This window comes from Fibrobacter sp. UWB7, from assembly GCF_900142945.1.
Lineage (GTDB): Bacteria > Fibrobacterota > Fibrobacteria > Fibrobacterales > Fibrobacteraceae > Fibrobacter.
The window spans coordinates 183437-200149 of the sequence record NZ_FRCO01000001.1; the positions used below are offsets into that span (position 1 = coordinate 183437).

At 47.8% G+C, this 16713-nt stretch carries 15 protein-coding genes; 6 read left to right on the top strand and 9 right to left on the bottom strand.

The features are described from left to right. Positions 1–379 precede the first annotated feature (379 nt). The 6 genes from glyA to BUC30_RS00800 all read right to left on the bottom strand — a co-directional run bounded on the left by glyA (position 380) and on the right by BUC30_RS00800 (position 11151). Positions 380–1663, bottom strand: a complete 1284-nt coding sequence (glyA, locus tag BUC30_RS00775; RefSeq protein WP_073423040.1) for a serine hydroxymethyltransferase — start codon at positions 1661–1663, stop codon at positions 380–382. Between the two features lie 94 nt (positions 1664–1757). Beyond that, positions 1758–3452, bottom strand: a complete 1695-nt coding sequence (locus tag BUC30_RS00780) for a pectate lyase family protein (RefSeq protein WP_073423042.1) — start codon at positions 3450–3452, stop codon at positions 1758–1760. Next, on the bottom strand, positions 3442–4383 hold the full coding sequence (locus BUC30_RS00785) for a TIGR02147 family protein (protein WP_073423044.1): 942 nt from the start codon (positions 4381–4383) through the stop codon (positions 3442–3444). The genes BUC30_RS00780 and BUC30_RS00785 overlap by 11 nt, the downstream gene beginning before the upstream one ends. A gap of 402 nt (positions 4384–4785) precedes the next feature. Beyond that, positions 4786–6540: a GDSL-type esterase/lipase family protein gene (locus BUC30_RS00790; protein WP_073423046.1), complete on the bottom strand. Its 1755-nt coding sequence runs from the start codon at positions 6538–6540 to the stop codon at positions 4786–4788. Positions 6541–6603: 63 nt separating this feature from the next. Then, complete coding sequence (locus BUC30_RS00795) at positions 6604–8463, bottom strand: GDSL-type esterase/lipase family protein (protein WP_073423048.1); 1860 nt, start codon at positions 8461–8463, stop codon at positions 6604–6606. A gap of 60 nt (positions 8464–8523) precedes the next feature. Then, positions 8524–11151 carry a rhamnogalacturonan lyase family protein gene (locus BUC30_RS00800; RefSeq protein WP_073423049.1) on the bottom strand — a complete coding sequence of 876 codons (2628 nt, stop codon included), beginning with the start codon at positions 11149–11151 and terminating at the stop codon, positions 8524–8526. A 272-nt stretch (positions 11152–11423) separates the two neighbouring features. Between BUC30_RS00800 and BUC30_RS00805 the strand changes: the two genes are divergently transcribed. Both BUC30_RS00805 and BUC30_RS00810 read left to right on the top strand, forming a co-directional pair. Further along, on the top strand, positions 11424–12389 hold the full coding sequence (locus BUC30_RS00805; protein ID WP_014547088.1) for a YihY/virulence factor BrkB family protein: 966 nt from the start codon (positions 11424–11426) through the stop codon (positions 12387–12389). Next, entirely contained in the window at positions 12386–12985 is a 600-nt protein-coding gene (locus tag BUC30_RS00810; RefSeq protein ID WP_073423051.1) for a hypothetical protein, read from the top strand. Before BUC30_RS00805 ends, BUC30_RS00810 begins: the two co-directional genes overlap by 4 nt. Before the next feature lie 126 nt (positions 12986–13111). On the opposite strand, the gene BUC30_RS00815 is transcribed toward BUC30_RS00810, so the two are convergent. After that, entirely contained in the window at positions 13112–13861 is a 750-nt protein-coding gene (locus BUC30_RS00815) for a fibrobacter succinogenes major paralogous domain-containing protein (protein ID WP_073423053.1), read from the bottom strand. Positions 13862–14230: 369 nt separating this feature from the next. Then, positions 14231–14440, bottom strand: a complete 210-nt coding sequence (locus tag BUC30_RS00820) for a hypothetical protein (protein ID WP_244536412.1) — start codon at positions 14438–14440, stop codon at positions 14231–14233. Positions 14441–14591: 151 nt separating this feature from the next. Between BUC30_RS00820 and BUC30_RS15985 the strand changes: the two genes are divergently transcribed. After that, the gene (locus BUC30_RS15985; protein WP_170861477.1) at positions 14592–14732 is read left to right on the top strand and encodes a hypothetical protein; all 141 of its coding nucleotides are present in this window, start codon (positions 14592–14594) and stop codon (positions 14730–14732) included. Between the two features lie 67 nt (positions 14733–14799). On the opposite strand, the gene BUC30_RS00825 is transcribed toward BUC30_RS15985, so the two are convergent. Beyond that, positions 14800–15432: a fibrobacter succinogenes major paralogous domain-containing protein gene (locus tag BUC30_RS00825; protein ID WP_244536413.1), complete on the bottom strand. Its 633-nt coding sequence runs from the start codon at positions 15430–15432 to the stop codon at positions 14800–14802. Here BUC30_RS00825 and BUC30_RS16245 point away from each other — a divergent pair. The 3 genes from BUC30_RS16245 to BUC30_RS00835 all read left to right on the top strand — a co-directional run bounded on the left by BUC30_RS16245 (position 15431) and on the right by BUC30_RS00835 (position 16694). Next, positions 15431–15688 carry a hypothetical protein gene (locus BUC30_RS16245; RefSeq protein ID WP_244536414.1) on the top strand — a complete coding sequence of 86 codons (258 nt, stop codon included), beginning with the start codon at positions 15431–15433 and terminating at the stop codon, positions 15686–15688. The genes BUC30_RS00825 and BUC30_RS16245 overlap by 2 nt on opposite strands. A 152-nt stretch (positions 15689–15840) precedes the next feature. After that, positions 15841–16278: a Panacea domain-containing protein gene (locus tag BUC30_RS00830; protein WP_073423057.1), complete on the top strand. Its 438-nt coding sequence runs from the start codon at positions 15841–15843 to the stop codon at positions 16276–16278. Beyond that, the gene (locus tag BUC30_RS00835) at positions 16197–16694 is read left to right on the top strand and encodes a hypothetical protein (RefSeq protein WP_139260761.1); all 498 of its coding nucleotides are present in this window, start codon (positions 16197–16199) and stop codon (positions 16692–16694) included. The genes BUC30_RS00830 and BUC30_RS00835 overlap by 82 nt, the downstream gene beginning before the upstream one ends. The last annotated feature ends 19 nt before the right edge of the window (positions 16695–16713 follow it).

Genomic DNA, 16713 nt, shown 5'->3' on the forward strand with positions numbered 1-16713 from the left:
AAAGGGCGAGCTTTGCAAAGTGTCCTCTACAGACAACACTTGTTTGGATTCTATCGCCACTGCGTGGCTCCAGAATGACAGTCGTGAGTAAAGCTTCCGTATGACACAAATGCAAAAAGCGGCCCGTTTTTAACGGGTCGCCTTTTAATCTTTCGCACCGAAGGTGCCATCTAACAGCAGTGTCCAGCAGCAATTCCTAACCACTGTCTACTTGTACATTCACTTCGTTCAAGTACCAATAGTGTGCAAGGTTATGACGCAACTGAATACTTGTATTCAGATATGGCATAACCGCAGCCACGAACACCAACGGCGTTAAATGCTGGTCTCGGTCATGTCCAAACAAGTTTGGCCGCGACACTCAACCAACGCATTTGTCCTACTTATAAAGCGGGTGCTTCTTGCAGAGAGCGACGATGTCTTCGCGGATCTTGGCGAGACCAGCTTCGTCATCCTTAGCCTGGATAGCGCGGTCGATAATGCGAGCCACTTCGCGGGTGTCTTCTTCGTCGAAGCCACGGGTCGTGATAGCAGCAGTACCGAGACGAACACCGGACGGGTCCATCGGCTTGCGCGGATCAAAAGGAATCGTAGAACGGCTGCAGGAGATGCCGACCTTTTCCATAGCGACTTCGGCTTCCTTACCGGAAACGCCCTTAGAAGTCATGTCGACAACGATGAGGTGGTTGTCGGTACCATCGCTGATGACCTTGTAGCCGAGCTTCTGCATTTCAGCGCACATAGCCTGAGCGTTCTTGATGACGTTCTTGGCGTAGGTCTGGAATTCCGGTTGCAGAGCTTCGAGGAATGCAACAGCCTTACCGGCGTTGATGTGGTCATGCGGACCACCCTGCATGCCCGGGAACACGCCCTTGTCGATTTCCTTGGCCAAAGAAACTTCCTTGAGTTCGCCCTTCACCATTTTCTGGATCGTGCGGTCCTTGCACATGATGATAGCGGAACGCGGGCCACGGAGAGTCTTGTGGGTCGTGGTGGTCACGATGTCGAAGTACGGCACCGGAGATTCGATTGCCTTACCGGCGATGAGGCCAGCAATGTGAGAAATGTCAGCCATCGTGAGAGCGCCAACTTCGTCTGCAATTTCCTTGAAGCGCTTCCAGTCGAGGTTACGGCTGTAAGCAGAGAAACCAGCGAGGATCATCTTCGGCTTTTCGCGGAGAGCAATTTCGCGGACCTTGTCCATGTCGATGCGACCAGTTTCCTTATCGACTTCGTACTGCACGAAGTTGTAGAGCATGCCGGAGAAGTTCACCGGATGACCATGAGAAAGGTGTCCACCGTGGTCGAGCTTGAGGCCGAGGACCTTGTCACCCGGTTTGAGAACAGCGAAGTAGACAGCAGCGTTAGCCGGAGAACCGGAAAGCGGCTGGATGTTCACGTGGTCGCAACCAAAGAGCTTCTTGCAACGATCGATAGCGAGAGCTTCCATTTCGTCGATAACTTCGTTACCACCGTAGTAGCGCTTGCCAACGTAACCTTCACTGTACTTGTTCGTGAGCACAGAACCCATGGCTTCCATCACAGCCTTGGAAGTGTAGTTTTCAGAAGCGATAAGTTCGATGCCATATTCCTGGCGTTCGGCTTCCTTCTGGATGATGTTATAGATTTCCGGATCGGTCTGTTGCAATGTAGATTTAAGCATTATAGCTCCTTTAAAGTTCGCACCGCAAATATAGTAATTTTAGCCATTAGTCAATGGTCATTAGTCATTAGTTAATAGACGGAGTTGATAGAAATTACCGGGGACCGGCTTCGTTTTTCACACGAACGGCAAGTTCTGCACCAGCTTCATCAACAGAAACCTTGTAATCGGGCTTATAGCCCTGGGCATCGCCAGCAAGTTCCTCGCCTCCACGACCAAACGTATTCGAATCCATGTAGACAAATCCAACCGTCGATTCGTCCAGCGAGCCATCTTCGTTTTTCAGGCGATATCCCCGAACTGGCACATCGTTATTGTAGACATTGCCCTCGATGTAGCAAGCCGCATAATCAGAACATTCCATTCCGGCATCGCCCACGCCGTAAATGAAATTGTTGTAGGCGTGGATTTTACCACGACGAGCAAGCACACCGCGAAGTTCCAAATTCGAGAAATAATTGTGGTGCAAAGTCAATGTCTGCGCAGAATCGATAAAAATGTCCGGTTCAAGCCCAAATAAAATGCCGGACTGTGCATTTTCAAAACGGTTCCACGAGAGCGTGACCGCATTCGAGCCTCGCTTGACATCAACCAAGATTAGCGGATACTCTTCAAACGTGCAATGGTCCACCCAGACATGGTGCGTGCGGTTATGAATCGAGAGAGCGCGACGGCTTGTTGTATCATGAGCTGTTATCGCAGGCGCCGTAAAAGTCAAGTTTTCAAAAATAAGATTGGACGATTCATTTGTCAAAACCCCCATGCCCGTAATGCGAATATCACGCCCACGACCATCCACAGTTTTATCAGACTTTATGCGCAATGGCGAACGCAAATTGTACGTTCCATCTTTTTCAAAGAGAATCCAGACTGGAGTATCCTTCTCGGCGCATTCACGGAAAGAGCCCTGGGACAAGGCGACCTTAGTTCCGTAATTTCCCAACGAATCCACCTTTGAAGAGTCGACAACATCAATTAAATCTTCAGTTGTCGTGACAATGCAAACTTCGCCTTCCACTTTCTCAATTTTTCCCGTGCTGTCGGTTTTTCCAGTAGCACCAAGCGTTCCAACTGCATAGCCTTGAATTTGTTTGAGCAAGGCTTCATGAGCACTCCAGTCGCTCTCGGGATATTCTGTTGCTGTTGCGATTTCAGGCTTTACGACCTTGATGTCCGAAGCCACATCGGAGCCGTCAACAAACAAAGTATCCCCTGCATTGGATTGGACCGTCGTCGAATGGACTTCCTCCGGGTCGCCAATTTGCACATCGAAACTCCCCTGCGGAAGCGAGTCAACTACAAAATGCCCTGTACTATCAGGAACAACATAACGGTCAAGACCCGCCACGCGGACAACAGGCGATTCACCAAGGACTACATAGCCTTCAATAGACGTTAGTTCGCCCAACTTGATGGTATCAACCTTGGAATCGGCCTTGGCATCAAGCGCTATAGAATGCACAGCACCCGAAGCCTTAGATTCACTCACGTTACGCGCTTCAATGGTATAGCGGCCGTTACGGACTTCAAACGAAACCTGCCCATCCTCATCTGTTTCGTTCCAAGCATTTTCCGTAGGACCGCTAGAAAGGTAGTCATCAGGCAAAATACGAACACGCGCTGTAGATGCAGGCGTTCCATCAGCCATTTGAACATACAAAGCAATTGTCGATTCGGCTTCGGTGCCACCAGCAACGTTTCTTTCGGTGCACGCTGTCAAAGCCAACGCAAAAATTCCAAGCCACGCGAGCAAACGCATTTGAGCAACCGTCATCAAACTAGTTTTCATGATTGCCCCCTTGAACTCCGGCAGGTTCACGAGATTCATCCGCAATTTCACGAGAAGCATTCTGTATTTCGGCACCGCGAATGCGGCGTTTGCGCCCACGCCTCTGCGGTGGCGGATACGGGTCCGAAAGCGGGAAAAGTTGCATGCCGAGCTGGAAAACGCGATTCGGCTTTTGACACGCACCTACTTTAGCAAGCACTTCGCGACGGAACCTGCGCACCATTTCGACAAGCTCTTTATAAGTCGTTTCGTCACAACCAAATGCGAGCGTCGAAAGATTGCGTTCACCGCGATCAAAGCGGTCCATCGCCGTTTGCGCCACGTCCAGATTCTGTTGGATGTAAGCGTTCACCGCCGTATTGTACGATTCAAAGCCACTCGAAACAAGACCTTGCGTTTGTTCATAAAATCCTGTTTGCTCGTTTTTCTTGATCATCGACAAGCGTTCCAAAAGCGCAATCGAAGACTTTACCTGGCTTGCAGAAATCGGCGGGCGCACCATAAGACCCAAAGCGGCATCATCGCCCACATATGGGTAAAACGTCACAAGTTCACGAACAACAGCATGGTACCAATGGTCAAAATATTCAAACTGGTCCTTCGCCAAGTTTTCCACCTTGCATTCCTTGGACGCGACAAGCTTTTCCAGGAATTGACGGCTTTCGGTATGCGTTTTAGCCTGGTTAAAAGCTACCATGTTTGCAAAGTACGCTTTTTCGCGTTCGTCACTGCAAAAGATAGACGCAAAAACTTCGACAATGCGGTCGGTCAAATTGCGCTTGCCCTGCAAGATCTTATTGAACATCGATGAATCGAAGCCCGCTTTTTCGGCAATAAAACGATGGCTAAAACGCCAATCGCTTGCATGGCGCTCTTCGTAGGCGTCTTTCAAAAATTCGCGGTAATTCAGATATTCAAAAATATTGATCATGATTTAGTAGGCAGTTAGAAGTAGACAATAGGCAGGAACTGCATAACTTAATATACATTATTGTCCACAGTTTTGCAAATTTTATGTCCACATTATGTTATAAAAAATGTGTTATTTTTTTTTTAAAATCTAAAAAAGTTCATTTTTTACGTGAAAAATATCGAATTATCAGATTTTCTCACGTAAAAATTCAGACAAACTTATTAAAAATTCAGCAAAAAGTATCTTTCGCCACCTTTTAGACAGTGTTTTAAGCTTTAAAAGCTCAAAATTTTTCATTTTAAAGCAAAAATCCGCATTCGAGCGGATTTTAACTACATACAACATCAAAATTTTACGTGAATATCAAGCTTATTTTGAAGATATTCACGTAATATCCAACTAAAAATGGAATTTTCGTTTTTAATAGCGGAAGTAGTTGCCTTTGGGGAGGTTTCGCAAATCCGACTGATTGCGAACATTTTGCACTTTTTGGCCAAGCGCATTGACCGTAAAGCCTTTGGCTCGCGGCTTTGTCGCAAGCTTTTTCGGAACAATCGAAACAGGTCCCTGTCCCTGCTGATTTTCGCGAACGGCCTTGCAACCGGTACGATAAACATCCTTCATATCAAACGCAATCATGTCGATATTCGGGCCGCCATCTGCCGTCGCCGACTGTAAAATCACTTTGAAGTCCAAGGCATCCACCCAGACGTTGTCGATATAGACCGTATCCCACTTGTCCCAGCTTCCGGTGGACTTGAATGTCACATCGTAGGTGCCATTATCTACCGTAACCTTCATATCGCGATTAGCGCTTCCCGAAAACGAATAGCGGATCATCACACGGGCCTTTTCTGCAGACTGGTCCGAAGTCACCATGTACGTGGCCTTGCTGTAGGCAGAATTATCAAGATTGAAGAAACCGCCGCCAGTATAGCCTTCATGATTCTTTTCAGTCCAGCCATCTCCAAATTCAGGTTCCGCCATGTCAATCACTGACGGCCAAGCATCCGTACCAGCCTTGAGCGAGCACAGAGCTTCGTCAAGTTCCTTGACTTCCACTTCACCGCTTGAACTGCTCGAACCGCCACCAGGACCTTCTTCGTAAGAATCTTCCGAAGCATGAGAAATCGGCGTGCAAGCGGCACCACCCTTAAACATCGCCGTGTAGGTAATATCGCGAGCCTTCGTCTTGAAGCCGTAATAAATCATGTCCTTCGAGAGCTCGTTGCAGTCATCATCGACCCACTTTTCAAACGTCTGGCCGTTTGGCGTCACGCGAAGCGTCATCGGGGAACCCGCCGGGAAATACTGCGTCTGCGTAATGAGACCGTTGTAATTCGAGAGGTTCGTCTTGACCTTGATGGTATAACGCTTCTTAATTGCAGACACAAGCGTCGTAAGCGCAGCCTTTGCATCGGCAGAGAGGTTCGTGTTGGACTTGAGATTATCTGCAAGCTCTTCGCAAATCATCTGGGCGTGGCCCATCGAGCCCATTTCCTGGAAGTGCGTCGTACCATCGTTCACACCATCAGGGAAATTCGGGTATTCACCCTTTTCCAGCTTTTTGTAGAGATAGCGGGTCACATAATCGCCCATGCCTTTGTACGTATTGTTATACGTGTTGTACGACTTCATGTTCAAATCGACAAACGGAATCTTGTTGTTCTTGGCAACCGTCTGCATCATGCCGCGGGCATCGTAGTTGTTAGAGCCCGTCGAGAACACGTTGCGGCTACCGTTCAAGTTCATCGGAGAGACGAGGACGACATTGGCGCCCTTGCCCTTGCCAGCATCGACATACTGTTGGATGAATCCAGAGAACTTCGACGGCTCCACATAACGCGCGGCCTTTGAATAGTCGCGGTCATTATGGCCAAATTGCACAAAGAGGTAGTCGCCCTTTTGGAGCTTTCCCTTGACCTCGTCCAAGCGGCCTTCTTCGATAAACGTTCTAGAGCTACGGCCACCGATTGCATAGTTAAGGACTTTCACACGGGAGGCGTCAAAGAAATGCCCAAGCACCTGGCCCCAGCCCGTTTGCGGATAGACGTTATCCTTATACGTCTGCACGGTCGAATCGCCCACCACGTAAATCGAAAAACTGGTGGAATCGCTTACAGCGACACCTGTGAAAACAGCGGCAGCAAGAATCATTTTTAAAGAAAACTTCATATACAACCTCTGGATCCTTCGACTTCGAGGCTACGCCTCTTCGCTCAGGATGACAATTTGTACTTATTTTACCTTTGCCCAAGTCGCAACAAGCTTTTCACGACCCTGGCGAACGACAACACGGTAAACTCCGTTTGTACGCACGAGAGAAGACATATCCACCTCGCCCGCCAAAACAGCCTTACGCACGACAAGACTTCCGCTCATATCGAACACGCTTATGTCAGCACGTTCCGGAAGCAAAAGCTTATCGCCAAGGAGCTTTGCTCTAGCCGCCATCTTGATACCTTGCAGCGATGTCGGAATTGAATCCTTAGCATCCTTGCAATCCACACCAACACGGCAGACACCATCTAGGTTAAAGCCAAACGCATCAAGGTTCGGAGCACCATCAGAAGTCACCGACATAAACTTGAGTTCGGCTTCGCCCTGCGGCGCATCCATCACAACGTAAGCGGTATCCCACTTGTCCCAGCCACCTGTCGGAGGGGCACTCAAATAGTAGTCGTGGTCAAGGTAGGCATTGAACATACGGTCTGTAGAACCGCCATTGGCGTAACGCACAGCAAGCGTCACGTAGCCTGCACCGGGGAACTTCACCTTGTAACTTGCAAACGACACGTTCGTGTTATCCAAGTTGAAATAGCCATCGCCAATATAGCCAGTCCATTCCGTTTGGGTCCAGCCAATTCCTGCAGTATCCGGCTTACTTGCGTCAAAGAATTTCTTGATATCCTTATCCACCTTGGTTTCTGTCTCCTGACTGCCATCAATCGGCGTGAACGGTTCAAACGTCACATCGTCAAGGCTCTTCGGGGTCGTTGTCGGGAATGCGGTCAAAGCCTTGCCATCGCCCGTGTACTTCTGAGCGGTACCGCCTTCATACACTGCAGTGAACTGCGTCGATGCAGAACCCATGACAAACGTGTGGATGTACGGAGACTTTACATTGGAGCGGCTCGGGGCGCCGACCTTGTTGCCGTTACCGTCATACCAGCCCAAGAACTTTTTGCCGGACTTCGGAATTGTCTTGAGCATAACCGTCATGCCCTTCGGGTAGTAAGCGCTAAGAGAAGTCGCTTCGGCAGCGCCTTCCGGGCTCACCTTGACATCTACCTGGTACATAGGCGCCATGTAGTCGCCAAGTTTTTTCACAATCGGATCCTTGTGGGCGCGCATCTGTTCTGTAATGATACGTCCAAAGGCATTCGCACCGTTCATCTGTAAATGCACCTGGTCCGTCTGGTCACTGCCCAAGTTGCTATATTCAGATTTTGTAGCATAGTTGAAGATAAACTGTGCCGAATAGCGTTCGCCCACAGAAATCATGTAGTTCGCGACCATTTCGCTCATATCGATAAACGGAACGTTCAATTCCGTTGCAAGGCTTTGGTTAAGAGCCGGGTAGCCACGATAGCTGTTATGGATCTGCGTTGGAGAATCATAGTACAAGCGACGAATCGGGCTCATGATAATCGGATAAGCGCCTTTCGCCCTGACATCGCTCACAAGCTTTTTCATGTTGGAGGCAAAGAAGTCTTCCGTGCTGTAGTTCACGTCGTTAATACCGAACTGGACAACGACATAGTCGCCAGCCTGCAACTTGTCCGCAATGCAACCACCATTGGAGCAGCCCTTCTTAAAGAACATGTCGTAATAGCCGACCGCGGTGTTACCCTTTTTGTCCTTACCGCCGCCGCCAAGCGACATGCCGCCCTGTCCACGGTTCACCACGGCCGCCTTGTTTACATCGAACCAGTAATGAAAATCCTGGCCCTGGCCCTGTTTGGGATAATAACCATCAGCCCAGTCCTGCATGGTGGAATCACCAAGCATATAAATTGTAACCTTCGCAATCGCAAGCGGAGTCGCCAACATCGAGGCTACAACAGCACCCTGCCAAACCTTAGAAAACATACCCATTTGAAAACCTCTTAAAAAAATCCCAAAAGCTTCCGAGAGCAACTCCCGGAAGCACACAAGTTATTTTGCGGCCTTACGCAAGCTCTTCGAAATCACGCGACCGTTCAATTTCACAACCATCATGTAAGCACCACGCGGGAGCATTTCGCGGTCAAACATCACCTTAGACGTTCCGGCAGTCACATTGCGGGAGATTCCGCCAACGAGCTTACCCGTCATATCGTAAGCGTAAATTTCAGCAAGCCCAGCTTCACGAGTCTTGAGAATTCCCGTCACCGGATTGTAGACGTTCGGCATAAACATCTGCGGAACAATCGATACCGGCTTGTCAACAACCTGCGTTCCATCGTAAAGTTCTACGCCGTCAATTCCGAACGTGAACATATCGACATTCGGGCCACCATCGCTCGTCATCGACGTAAGCTTGAGCGTATTGACGCCAGCCTTCAGCTTCACATCTACAGAGGCCTCTTTATACGTTGTCCATCCTGTAGCCGGGAAACTAACCGTACCTGCTGACTTGCCATTCACGCTAACAGCCATGCTACGATCAGCATTTCCACCATTGGCGTAACGGATTGTCAAAGTCGTCTTAGCCTCGGTCTTCGAGAAGATTTCCCAAACACCATAGCTAGAAAGTGTGTTATCAAAATTGAAGTAACCGTTTTTGAGGAATCCTTCATTCGTCGATTCTGTCCAACCAACGCCATCCTTCGGCTTAGAGGCATCAAGCATGGACAAACCATCGTTCACAACCGGAGTCGTATCGACCGGCACTACGACATTTTCACCGACCACGTAAATATCCGGCTGTTTGAGTTTCTTCACCATGTCCGGCATAAAGAATCCCACATGCGGCGGCTGGTTGTATGCCGTATTTTCGGAGGCAACCGCAGTACGGTACGTGGCGTCGTGCATCAAGGTATAGACGCGATGCGGGCTTGTAACCGGAGTGGCAATGATATAAATCGTCGTCGGATCCTTTTCAGAGCGCACAACGAGTTCTTCACGCCAGTCACCAAACAAGTCTGCAATAAGGCTCGGAGTATTCTTGGTGCCATTGCAACCCGTTACACCAAGCGCCGTCGGGCCATCAAAGTAAACCTCGGCCTTGACATCCTTAGAATTGAACTTGGTCACGTAAGCACCGTCCAAAAGCTCATCGTATTCATCACCGTCAAAATAAATACGGAAGTTCTGCGAAACAGCCGGAGAACCGATTTTTTCGTGCTTGACAGTGAACATTCCACCGCCCTTTGCAGACCACATTTCGTAACCACGATGGGTCGAGTCGACATCGGCAGCCATGCCGCGACCATTATCGACACCAGGCTGAGCCGTTCCCCAGATAATCGTACCATCATGGGCACGTAATTCATCAGTGTACTTAGCATCCTTGTGTTCGTGAACGTCCCAGACTTCCAAGCCCGGGCGGTCCGGATCCATATCGGCAATATGGTGAGCGTCGCCATGGCCAAGACCAGTGCGGTAACGCAGGGTGCCATCATGGTTCAAGGCTGCAGCACCGAAAAACACTTCATCATAACCATCGCCATCGAGGTCAGCCGCCTGAAGACTGTGGTTTCCTTCGCCATAGAGACCCTTGCCCGGGTCTTCAGACTTGTGGTACCAGCGTTGCTTCAATGTTTTGCCATCAAAATCATACGCAACCACATAAGCAGACGTGTAATAACCACGTACAAAAATTGCACTCGGATGGACGCCATCCAAGTAGCCAGTCGCAGCCAGGTAGCGTTCGCAACGGTTACCGTAGTTGTCGCCCCAGTAGCCCTTGCCATCCTTGCCCTTCACATGCTGGTTGATGTCTCGACTCGGCACAAAATCAATCGTCGAAATCGCAGCGCCATCAGCACCGCGGAAAACGGTCAAGTATTCCGGTCCCTTGAGCACAAGGCCGTTGCCGTCACGGTAATCCTTGGACTTGTCTCCAATCGCCTTGCCTGTTCCGTCGATTGTACCGTCGGCGGTCTTCACAATCATTTCCGCCTTGCCGTCGCCATCGTAGTCAAAGACCTGGAACTGCGTATAATGAGCACCCGCACGGATGTTCTTGCCAAGGTCAATGCGCCACAGGCGCTTGCCGTCGAGCTTGTAGGCATCGATAAACACCGTACCCGTATAACCCGTTTGCGAGTTATCGTGTGCGTTAGACGGATCCCACTTCAAAATCAATTCGTATTCGCCGTCGCCATCGAGGTCGGCAGTACTCATATCGTTCGGAACGTAAGTGCACTTTTCACCGTTCGGCATCGTCTGAGCAGCAGGAACTTCAAGTTTAATCGTCTTGTAGGGGAAGGAATTTCCGCTGTTCGAGACCGTCTTATCCAAAACGAGAGACAGACCAATCTGGGACTGTTCTTTACCATCGACAACGGCAGCCACCGTGTACTTGGAGGTCGTTGCGCCCGCAGCATCAAGGTAGCTCGTGCCGGCAGACTTACCAACCGAGGCAATCTTCTTTCCATCACGATAGAGGACAAATTCCGTCGCCGGGTCGTCGGTGCCAAGCAAGCGCCAGCTAACCAGCATACCCTTGCCCACGTTTGACGCGACAAGGCCGCGCGTCAAGTTTTCCATTTGACGAGGCGCAGCAAAAGATGGAACAGCAAGCCCTGCAGCAAGCGCAGAACTTACAAGAATAGACTTGAAATTACGATTGGATCCCATATACAACGCTCCTAACGGTGTAAAACCAAACTCTTGTTTCTTTCAAATATAATCTCTTTTCAATAAAAAGTCCACATTTTTTATTATACTTTTAACTTTCAAACGATAATCTGCTAGAAAAAGTCCACAAAAGGAATTTATTATTTGTCTACATTAGTAAACCTGTTTTTAGGAAATTTCGACCACAAAAAGTACAGTTTTTCGTAAAAAAACGAAACGAAACGCGCCAAAAGTTCTCGTAAGTCGTTCCTTTAACTATATTTAACACGAGTATGCCGCATTGGTGGAAAAATTTTTCGTGGGAATGGCTGTTCGATCATATCGCAGCCCGTTCTCCGACATTTGTAAAAATCATGGTTGTCACCGGAAAATCATTCCTGTACTATCACGGAATGACCCGTGCCGCATCTTTGACCTACACGACGCTCGTGGCAGTCGTTCCACTCCTCATCATGCTCACCTCCATCACTCTCGCAGTCGGGTTCGGCAACTTCATTTCGGACTACCTCCCCATCGTGATTGACATGCTCAATCTAGACTGGCCGACCGAGCAAATCATGGACATCGTCGAAAACGCCGAACACATTCCCATCAAAAAGCTTGGATTTATCGGTGCAGGCGGTCTTTTTGTCACGTTTATCCTCGCATTCGGAAGCCTCGAAACGAATTTCAACGTGGTCTGGGAAAACAAGACTTCCAGAACTTTGATTCGCCAGATTAAGATTTACACACCATTCCTCCTCATCGGGGCTGCCGTAGTCGGCATGTTCGCAGGTTTCGTGAACCATGTGCAGAACGTGCTCAAAGTCATCATTGTTGACGGATTCCACTTTTCGCCGGAAGTCATCAAGGCGCTCATCACCGTATTCTGGTACTCGGCATTCCACATCGCGGCTCTCCTCGTGATTTTCATTATGCTTTATGCGCTCCCGGCGCGCCCGGCAGGCCACAAGCCCTACACCCGCCGTAAGCTGTTCTTGGCGTCGATGCTCTCGACTTTGCTTTCTTGGCTTGCCATCAACATTTACGTGAAGATTTTGATGCTCATCCAGACCGCAATGGTCACGCGCATGTCCATTTTCTATGGATCACTAGCTTTTATTCCACTATTCCTCTTCTTGCTCTTTGGCGTTTGGTCCATCATTTTGTGCGGCAACAGTCTCGTATGGACGATTTGCCACTGGCCCGCGGTCAGCGCAAAGAACTGGAGATGGGAAGGTAACACGGACGGACTATGAAAACAAAACTTTTGACATCTCTCCTCATGGCGCTCTCGCTCGCCGTAAGTTCCCACGCAGAACTCCAGGGTTCCAAAGATTACGAACCGAGCAAGGCCGAATCTTCCGATTGGAGCGCACTCGTTGGCGTTAGCGGAGGCAACTCGCTGATTGCCCGCGATGGTACAATTTTCATGAACCTTCGCATTGGTATCGCCTTAAATCCCTACATCAGCTTTGGCGCATACCATTCCTCTATACTCAGCAATGTACAGAATCCGAAAGTCCATCATTCACAGATGATTGACTACCATGCCTATGGCGTTTTTGCAGAACCAGTCGTTTTCCGCAATGGCATTTTCTCGATTTCGCTCCCGGTGAGCATCGGCGGTGGCGAAGTCGATTTTATGGACAAGGGTGACGAAGACGGATTCAAGGCAGAAGACGGTTTCTTTGTAGCTGACTTTTCGGCACAATTCAACTTCCGCGTGACAAAGCTCTTTGAAGTTTCTATCGGTGGCGGTTACAGACTGTTCGCAGGCATCGAAGAAAACAACTTGAAGAACAAGGATTTCCGCAGCCCGTTTGGCGAACTGAGATTCACGTTTAAGGAATAGTCGTTGGTTCTTAGCTAATAGTTATTAGAAAAGCCCGGCAGATGAACTGCGCGGGCTTTTTTTTGCAAATCTCGGACAGCCCAAAGCTGTCCATTTTCTACGGAACTTCTGCAGAGTCCCTTGTTGTTAGTCCTTTAGGCAACGAACCGGGAAGGCATTGTTCTTGCTGAAGTCGTACAGATACCCGTCTCCATAGTAGTAGCGCAGGTACATGTTGTTGGCATAGCCGCTAGTGAACTCCGTAGCACACCAAAAGTACGCGTATTTGCCACCATCGTAGAAATAGCCATCCTCTTCCCTGTAGCCAACGGGCCGTGCAGAAAAGCCGTAAGCATCCGTACCGTTTCCATTTTCGTCCCAACCACTCTGGGACTTAAGAACCTTGCCCGCATTGTCCTGGCCACCCACTGCCGCGAACAACGTTTTCCATTCTGCCGGACTGGGCAGGTGCCAACCGCTAGGACAAATCCCCTGCACCTTGCCAGAAAGACCGCAGGTTTTGCCAAAACCGCAGTCCAACGGATTCGAGGCATCGTTTGCAAGTTTCACCGAGTCGATGGCTGCCGCCCAGGTGTAAAGGCGACCTGCCGCTTCGCAATTTGCGACCGAATCATTGTAGCACCAGCTCTTCCCCTTGAGGCTTGGGGTATTGGCACTGTCGGCGTAGTTAAGGTTTTCGGCCATCCAGGTCTGGGAACCGATTGTCACGGTCTTGTACGTTTTACCATCGCGGCTGTCGGTAAGATTTCCGTTAGTCACATCGGCAGGCTCAGTGACCTTACTAGAATCGCTGACGCCACCGCAAGCAGCAAGGAGTGCCAGGGATCCTACAGCCACTACGCGGCTCCAAAGTTGCAAATGTTTCAGGTATTTCATAGAATCTCCATAATAAGCATTTTGTAAGAAATCTATAATTTAATTTTACAAAACGTAACAGAATAGGGCAAAAAAATAATCATTATTTGATATTCCGTTCGCCCGTTAACAGCCACCACGTTTTTCCCAAAGAGACAAAATCATTGTTTTTAGACTGTAAACAGGCAATTTTATGTCTAAATGGCACGCGCCGAAATCAAGGGAGACGGCTTATTCTGAAAAATTATTCGGAATCCTTTCGTCCTCGGTAGAACTCCAGAAGTACGCGTTGTTGCCCTTGTTGTCGTAATCCCCATTGAGGCCCCAGAAGCCGGCAGGGAGCTAACTGCGCGGGCCGTTTTTTTTTGATTTTTTTCAATTGAAATTTAGTTAGCGTTTCCAGGAAAGCACTTCTTCTTTAGAAATATGAAGAAGCGCAACGGCATCTTCGACCGTCAACTTTCCTGCGTTGAACAGAATTTTAGCAGATTCAAGAATACCATCACCTTTTCCTTGCAAGTAAGATCCTTGTTTCTCATAAAGCAAATCTGTCATTCCGTCAACCTCATTCAAAAGCGTTTCGTCTGTGTACCCTTTCAAAGATACATCCTTGATGAAGTCCTTGTCAAGAAGGCCTATTTATCAGCTTTTTCTTAGAGAAAACGTATAACAACACAAACGCGCCCACTTTAGAAAAAATGTATTTTAATGAAGTCGATATTTCCGGAGGCTTTTATGACATATTCTGCACTTGAAGAAAAAAATCAGAAAAGTTCCATCCGATGAATTAACCGCCGCAATCAAAGAAAGCGAAACTATGCTCAACGATCCGAACGCAAAGAAGTTCGATTCTGTTGACGCCCTATTTGCTGATCTTGATGCGGAGGAATAGATGGGATATCAAATCGAATAGCGATTTATCTAGAACATTCTGGTCAGCTCAAAGCGATCCGTTTATTTTAGTCCTTTAGGCAACGAATGGAAATGCCTCCTTTTTTTTCAAAGGGGAGCAAGTAAACGCCATCGTCGATGTATAAGAAAGCGTTACGCGCGCTATTACTATAACAGGACTCGCGTTTTGTAGTACTACAGAAAACAACCTGTGAGGAGCTCCAAAAAAACGTTTCGTATCCCTCACCGATATAAGCCCCATCACCATCCAAAGAACCGGCTGTTAACGCCGAGAAAAACAGAGCATCAGAACCATTGCAGGGTTCACCAGAGAAATAAGAAGACCAACCTGATGAGGACTTGAGAGCCTTGCCCGCAATCAAACGTCCACCGACAGCCGTGAATAATTTTTCCCATTCTGTATCGCTTGGCAAATGCCACCCCTCGGGACAAGCTCCGCGAACAGGAAATGTTGGTGAACATATAAAATCATTACCGCAGCCTTTGCCATTCGCGCTCCAGATGCCAGCACTATCCATCGCTGCAGCCCATGTATACAAGCGACCATACTTGACACAGTTAAAGTTTTTATCATCGTAACAATAACTATTTTCAGTTTCGTAGTTCAGGTTCTGAGCCATCCAAGTCTGTTCGCCAATTTTCACAGTTTTGTAGATTTGACCGTCACGAGAGTCCGTCATGGAATCTACGGTTACCTCAATAGGATCAACAGTCCTGACGGCAGACGACGTTGGCAAAGCAACGCTTGATAAATACAACGCTGAACTACTGCTAAATTTATACAAAATTTTACCGTTATCCGAATTATTTGCTGACGTCAATGAATCGTCACCACAAGCAATAAAAAACAGAGCAAATAAAAAAGAAAGCCATAAAGTTTTTTTCATAATTGTAAATATAGTCTTTGTAAAAAGAATTTTCCAACATTTTTGCTAACGGTTGATTGCAAAATTCAATGATTTCCCGTTTTTCGTGATTTTCGTTTGTAGATTTACCACAAACCGCAAAAACTGCAAAATGTCAAGAAAAATACGAATCATTGACATCTGATTTTGCAAAACTTATTTTTAGAGGCAAAAGGCACATAAATGGCATACAAGGCGTTACAAATAGCTCAATTGCTTTTATCAAAAGCTGCAGAAGGAAATCAAGAATTGATGTCCAATCTCAAGCTGCAAAAAATGCTTTACTACGAACAGGGTTTCCATTTGGCCGCATTTGACACTCCTTTATTTGACGAAAATATCGAAGCATGGATGTTCGGTCCTGTAGTTCCTGAAGTCTATGAAAAATATGCAAAATATGATGCAAAGGGAATTGAACCACCTACCCAAATAGACATCAAACTAAACGAAGAAGAAACAACTTTGTTCAACAACGTCTTTGATGTTTACAACCAGTATTCAGCCGTAAAACTAGTGGAAATGACACATAGCGAGCCGCCATGGAATTCAGTATCTCCAGGCAAAGGCAACATTATCAGCCAAGAATCAATGAAGAAATTCTTCTTAACAAGACTCGCCTAAAAGAAATGACACATAAATTCAAAATTATTCCGCCAATACAAGGCGTCGCAAGTGTTTCTAGAACAGCTGTATCCAGCAACGACGTTCTTTTTTCATTCAAATATTTGGTTGAAGAATCATACAATAAGTGCAGCAACTCAAAATTTTTTACCGATTTACTTGGACGTTTCAAAAAATATTCGACAATAGGTTGGCAAGGAATCCGCGCTTCAGGGCGACATCAATGGGGCATGGAAAAAATGCCTGTTGGTCAGATTAAACATACCGCAAAAGTCGAATGTCTAACACCTGACGTAAAAGATTTGCACATTCTCCGTTCAAGCGGGGACAATCGCGTTTTAGTAGGATTACAGGAACAACAAGTATTTCACATTTTCTTCATAGAAGCCAGCTTCGGCGATATTAGCAATCACTGAAAACTAGAGGCTTCCTGCG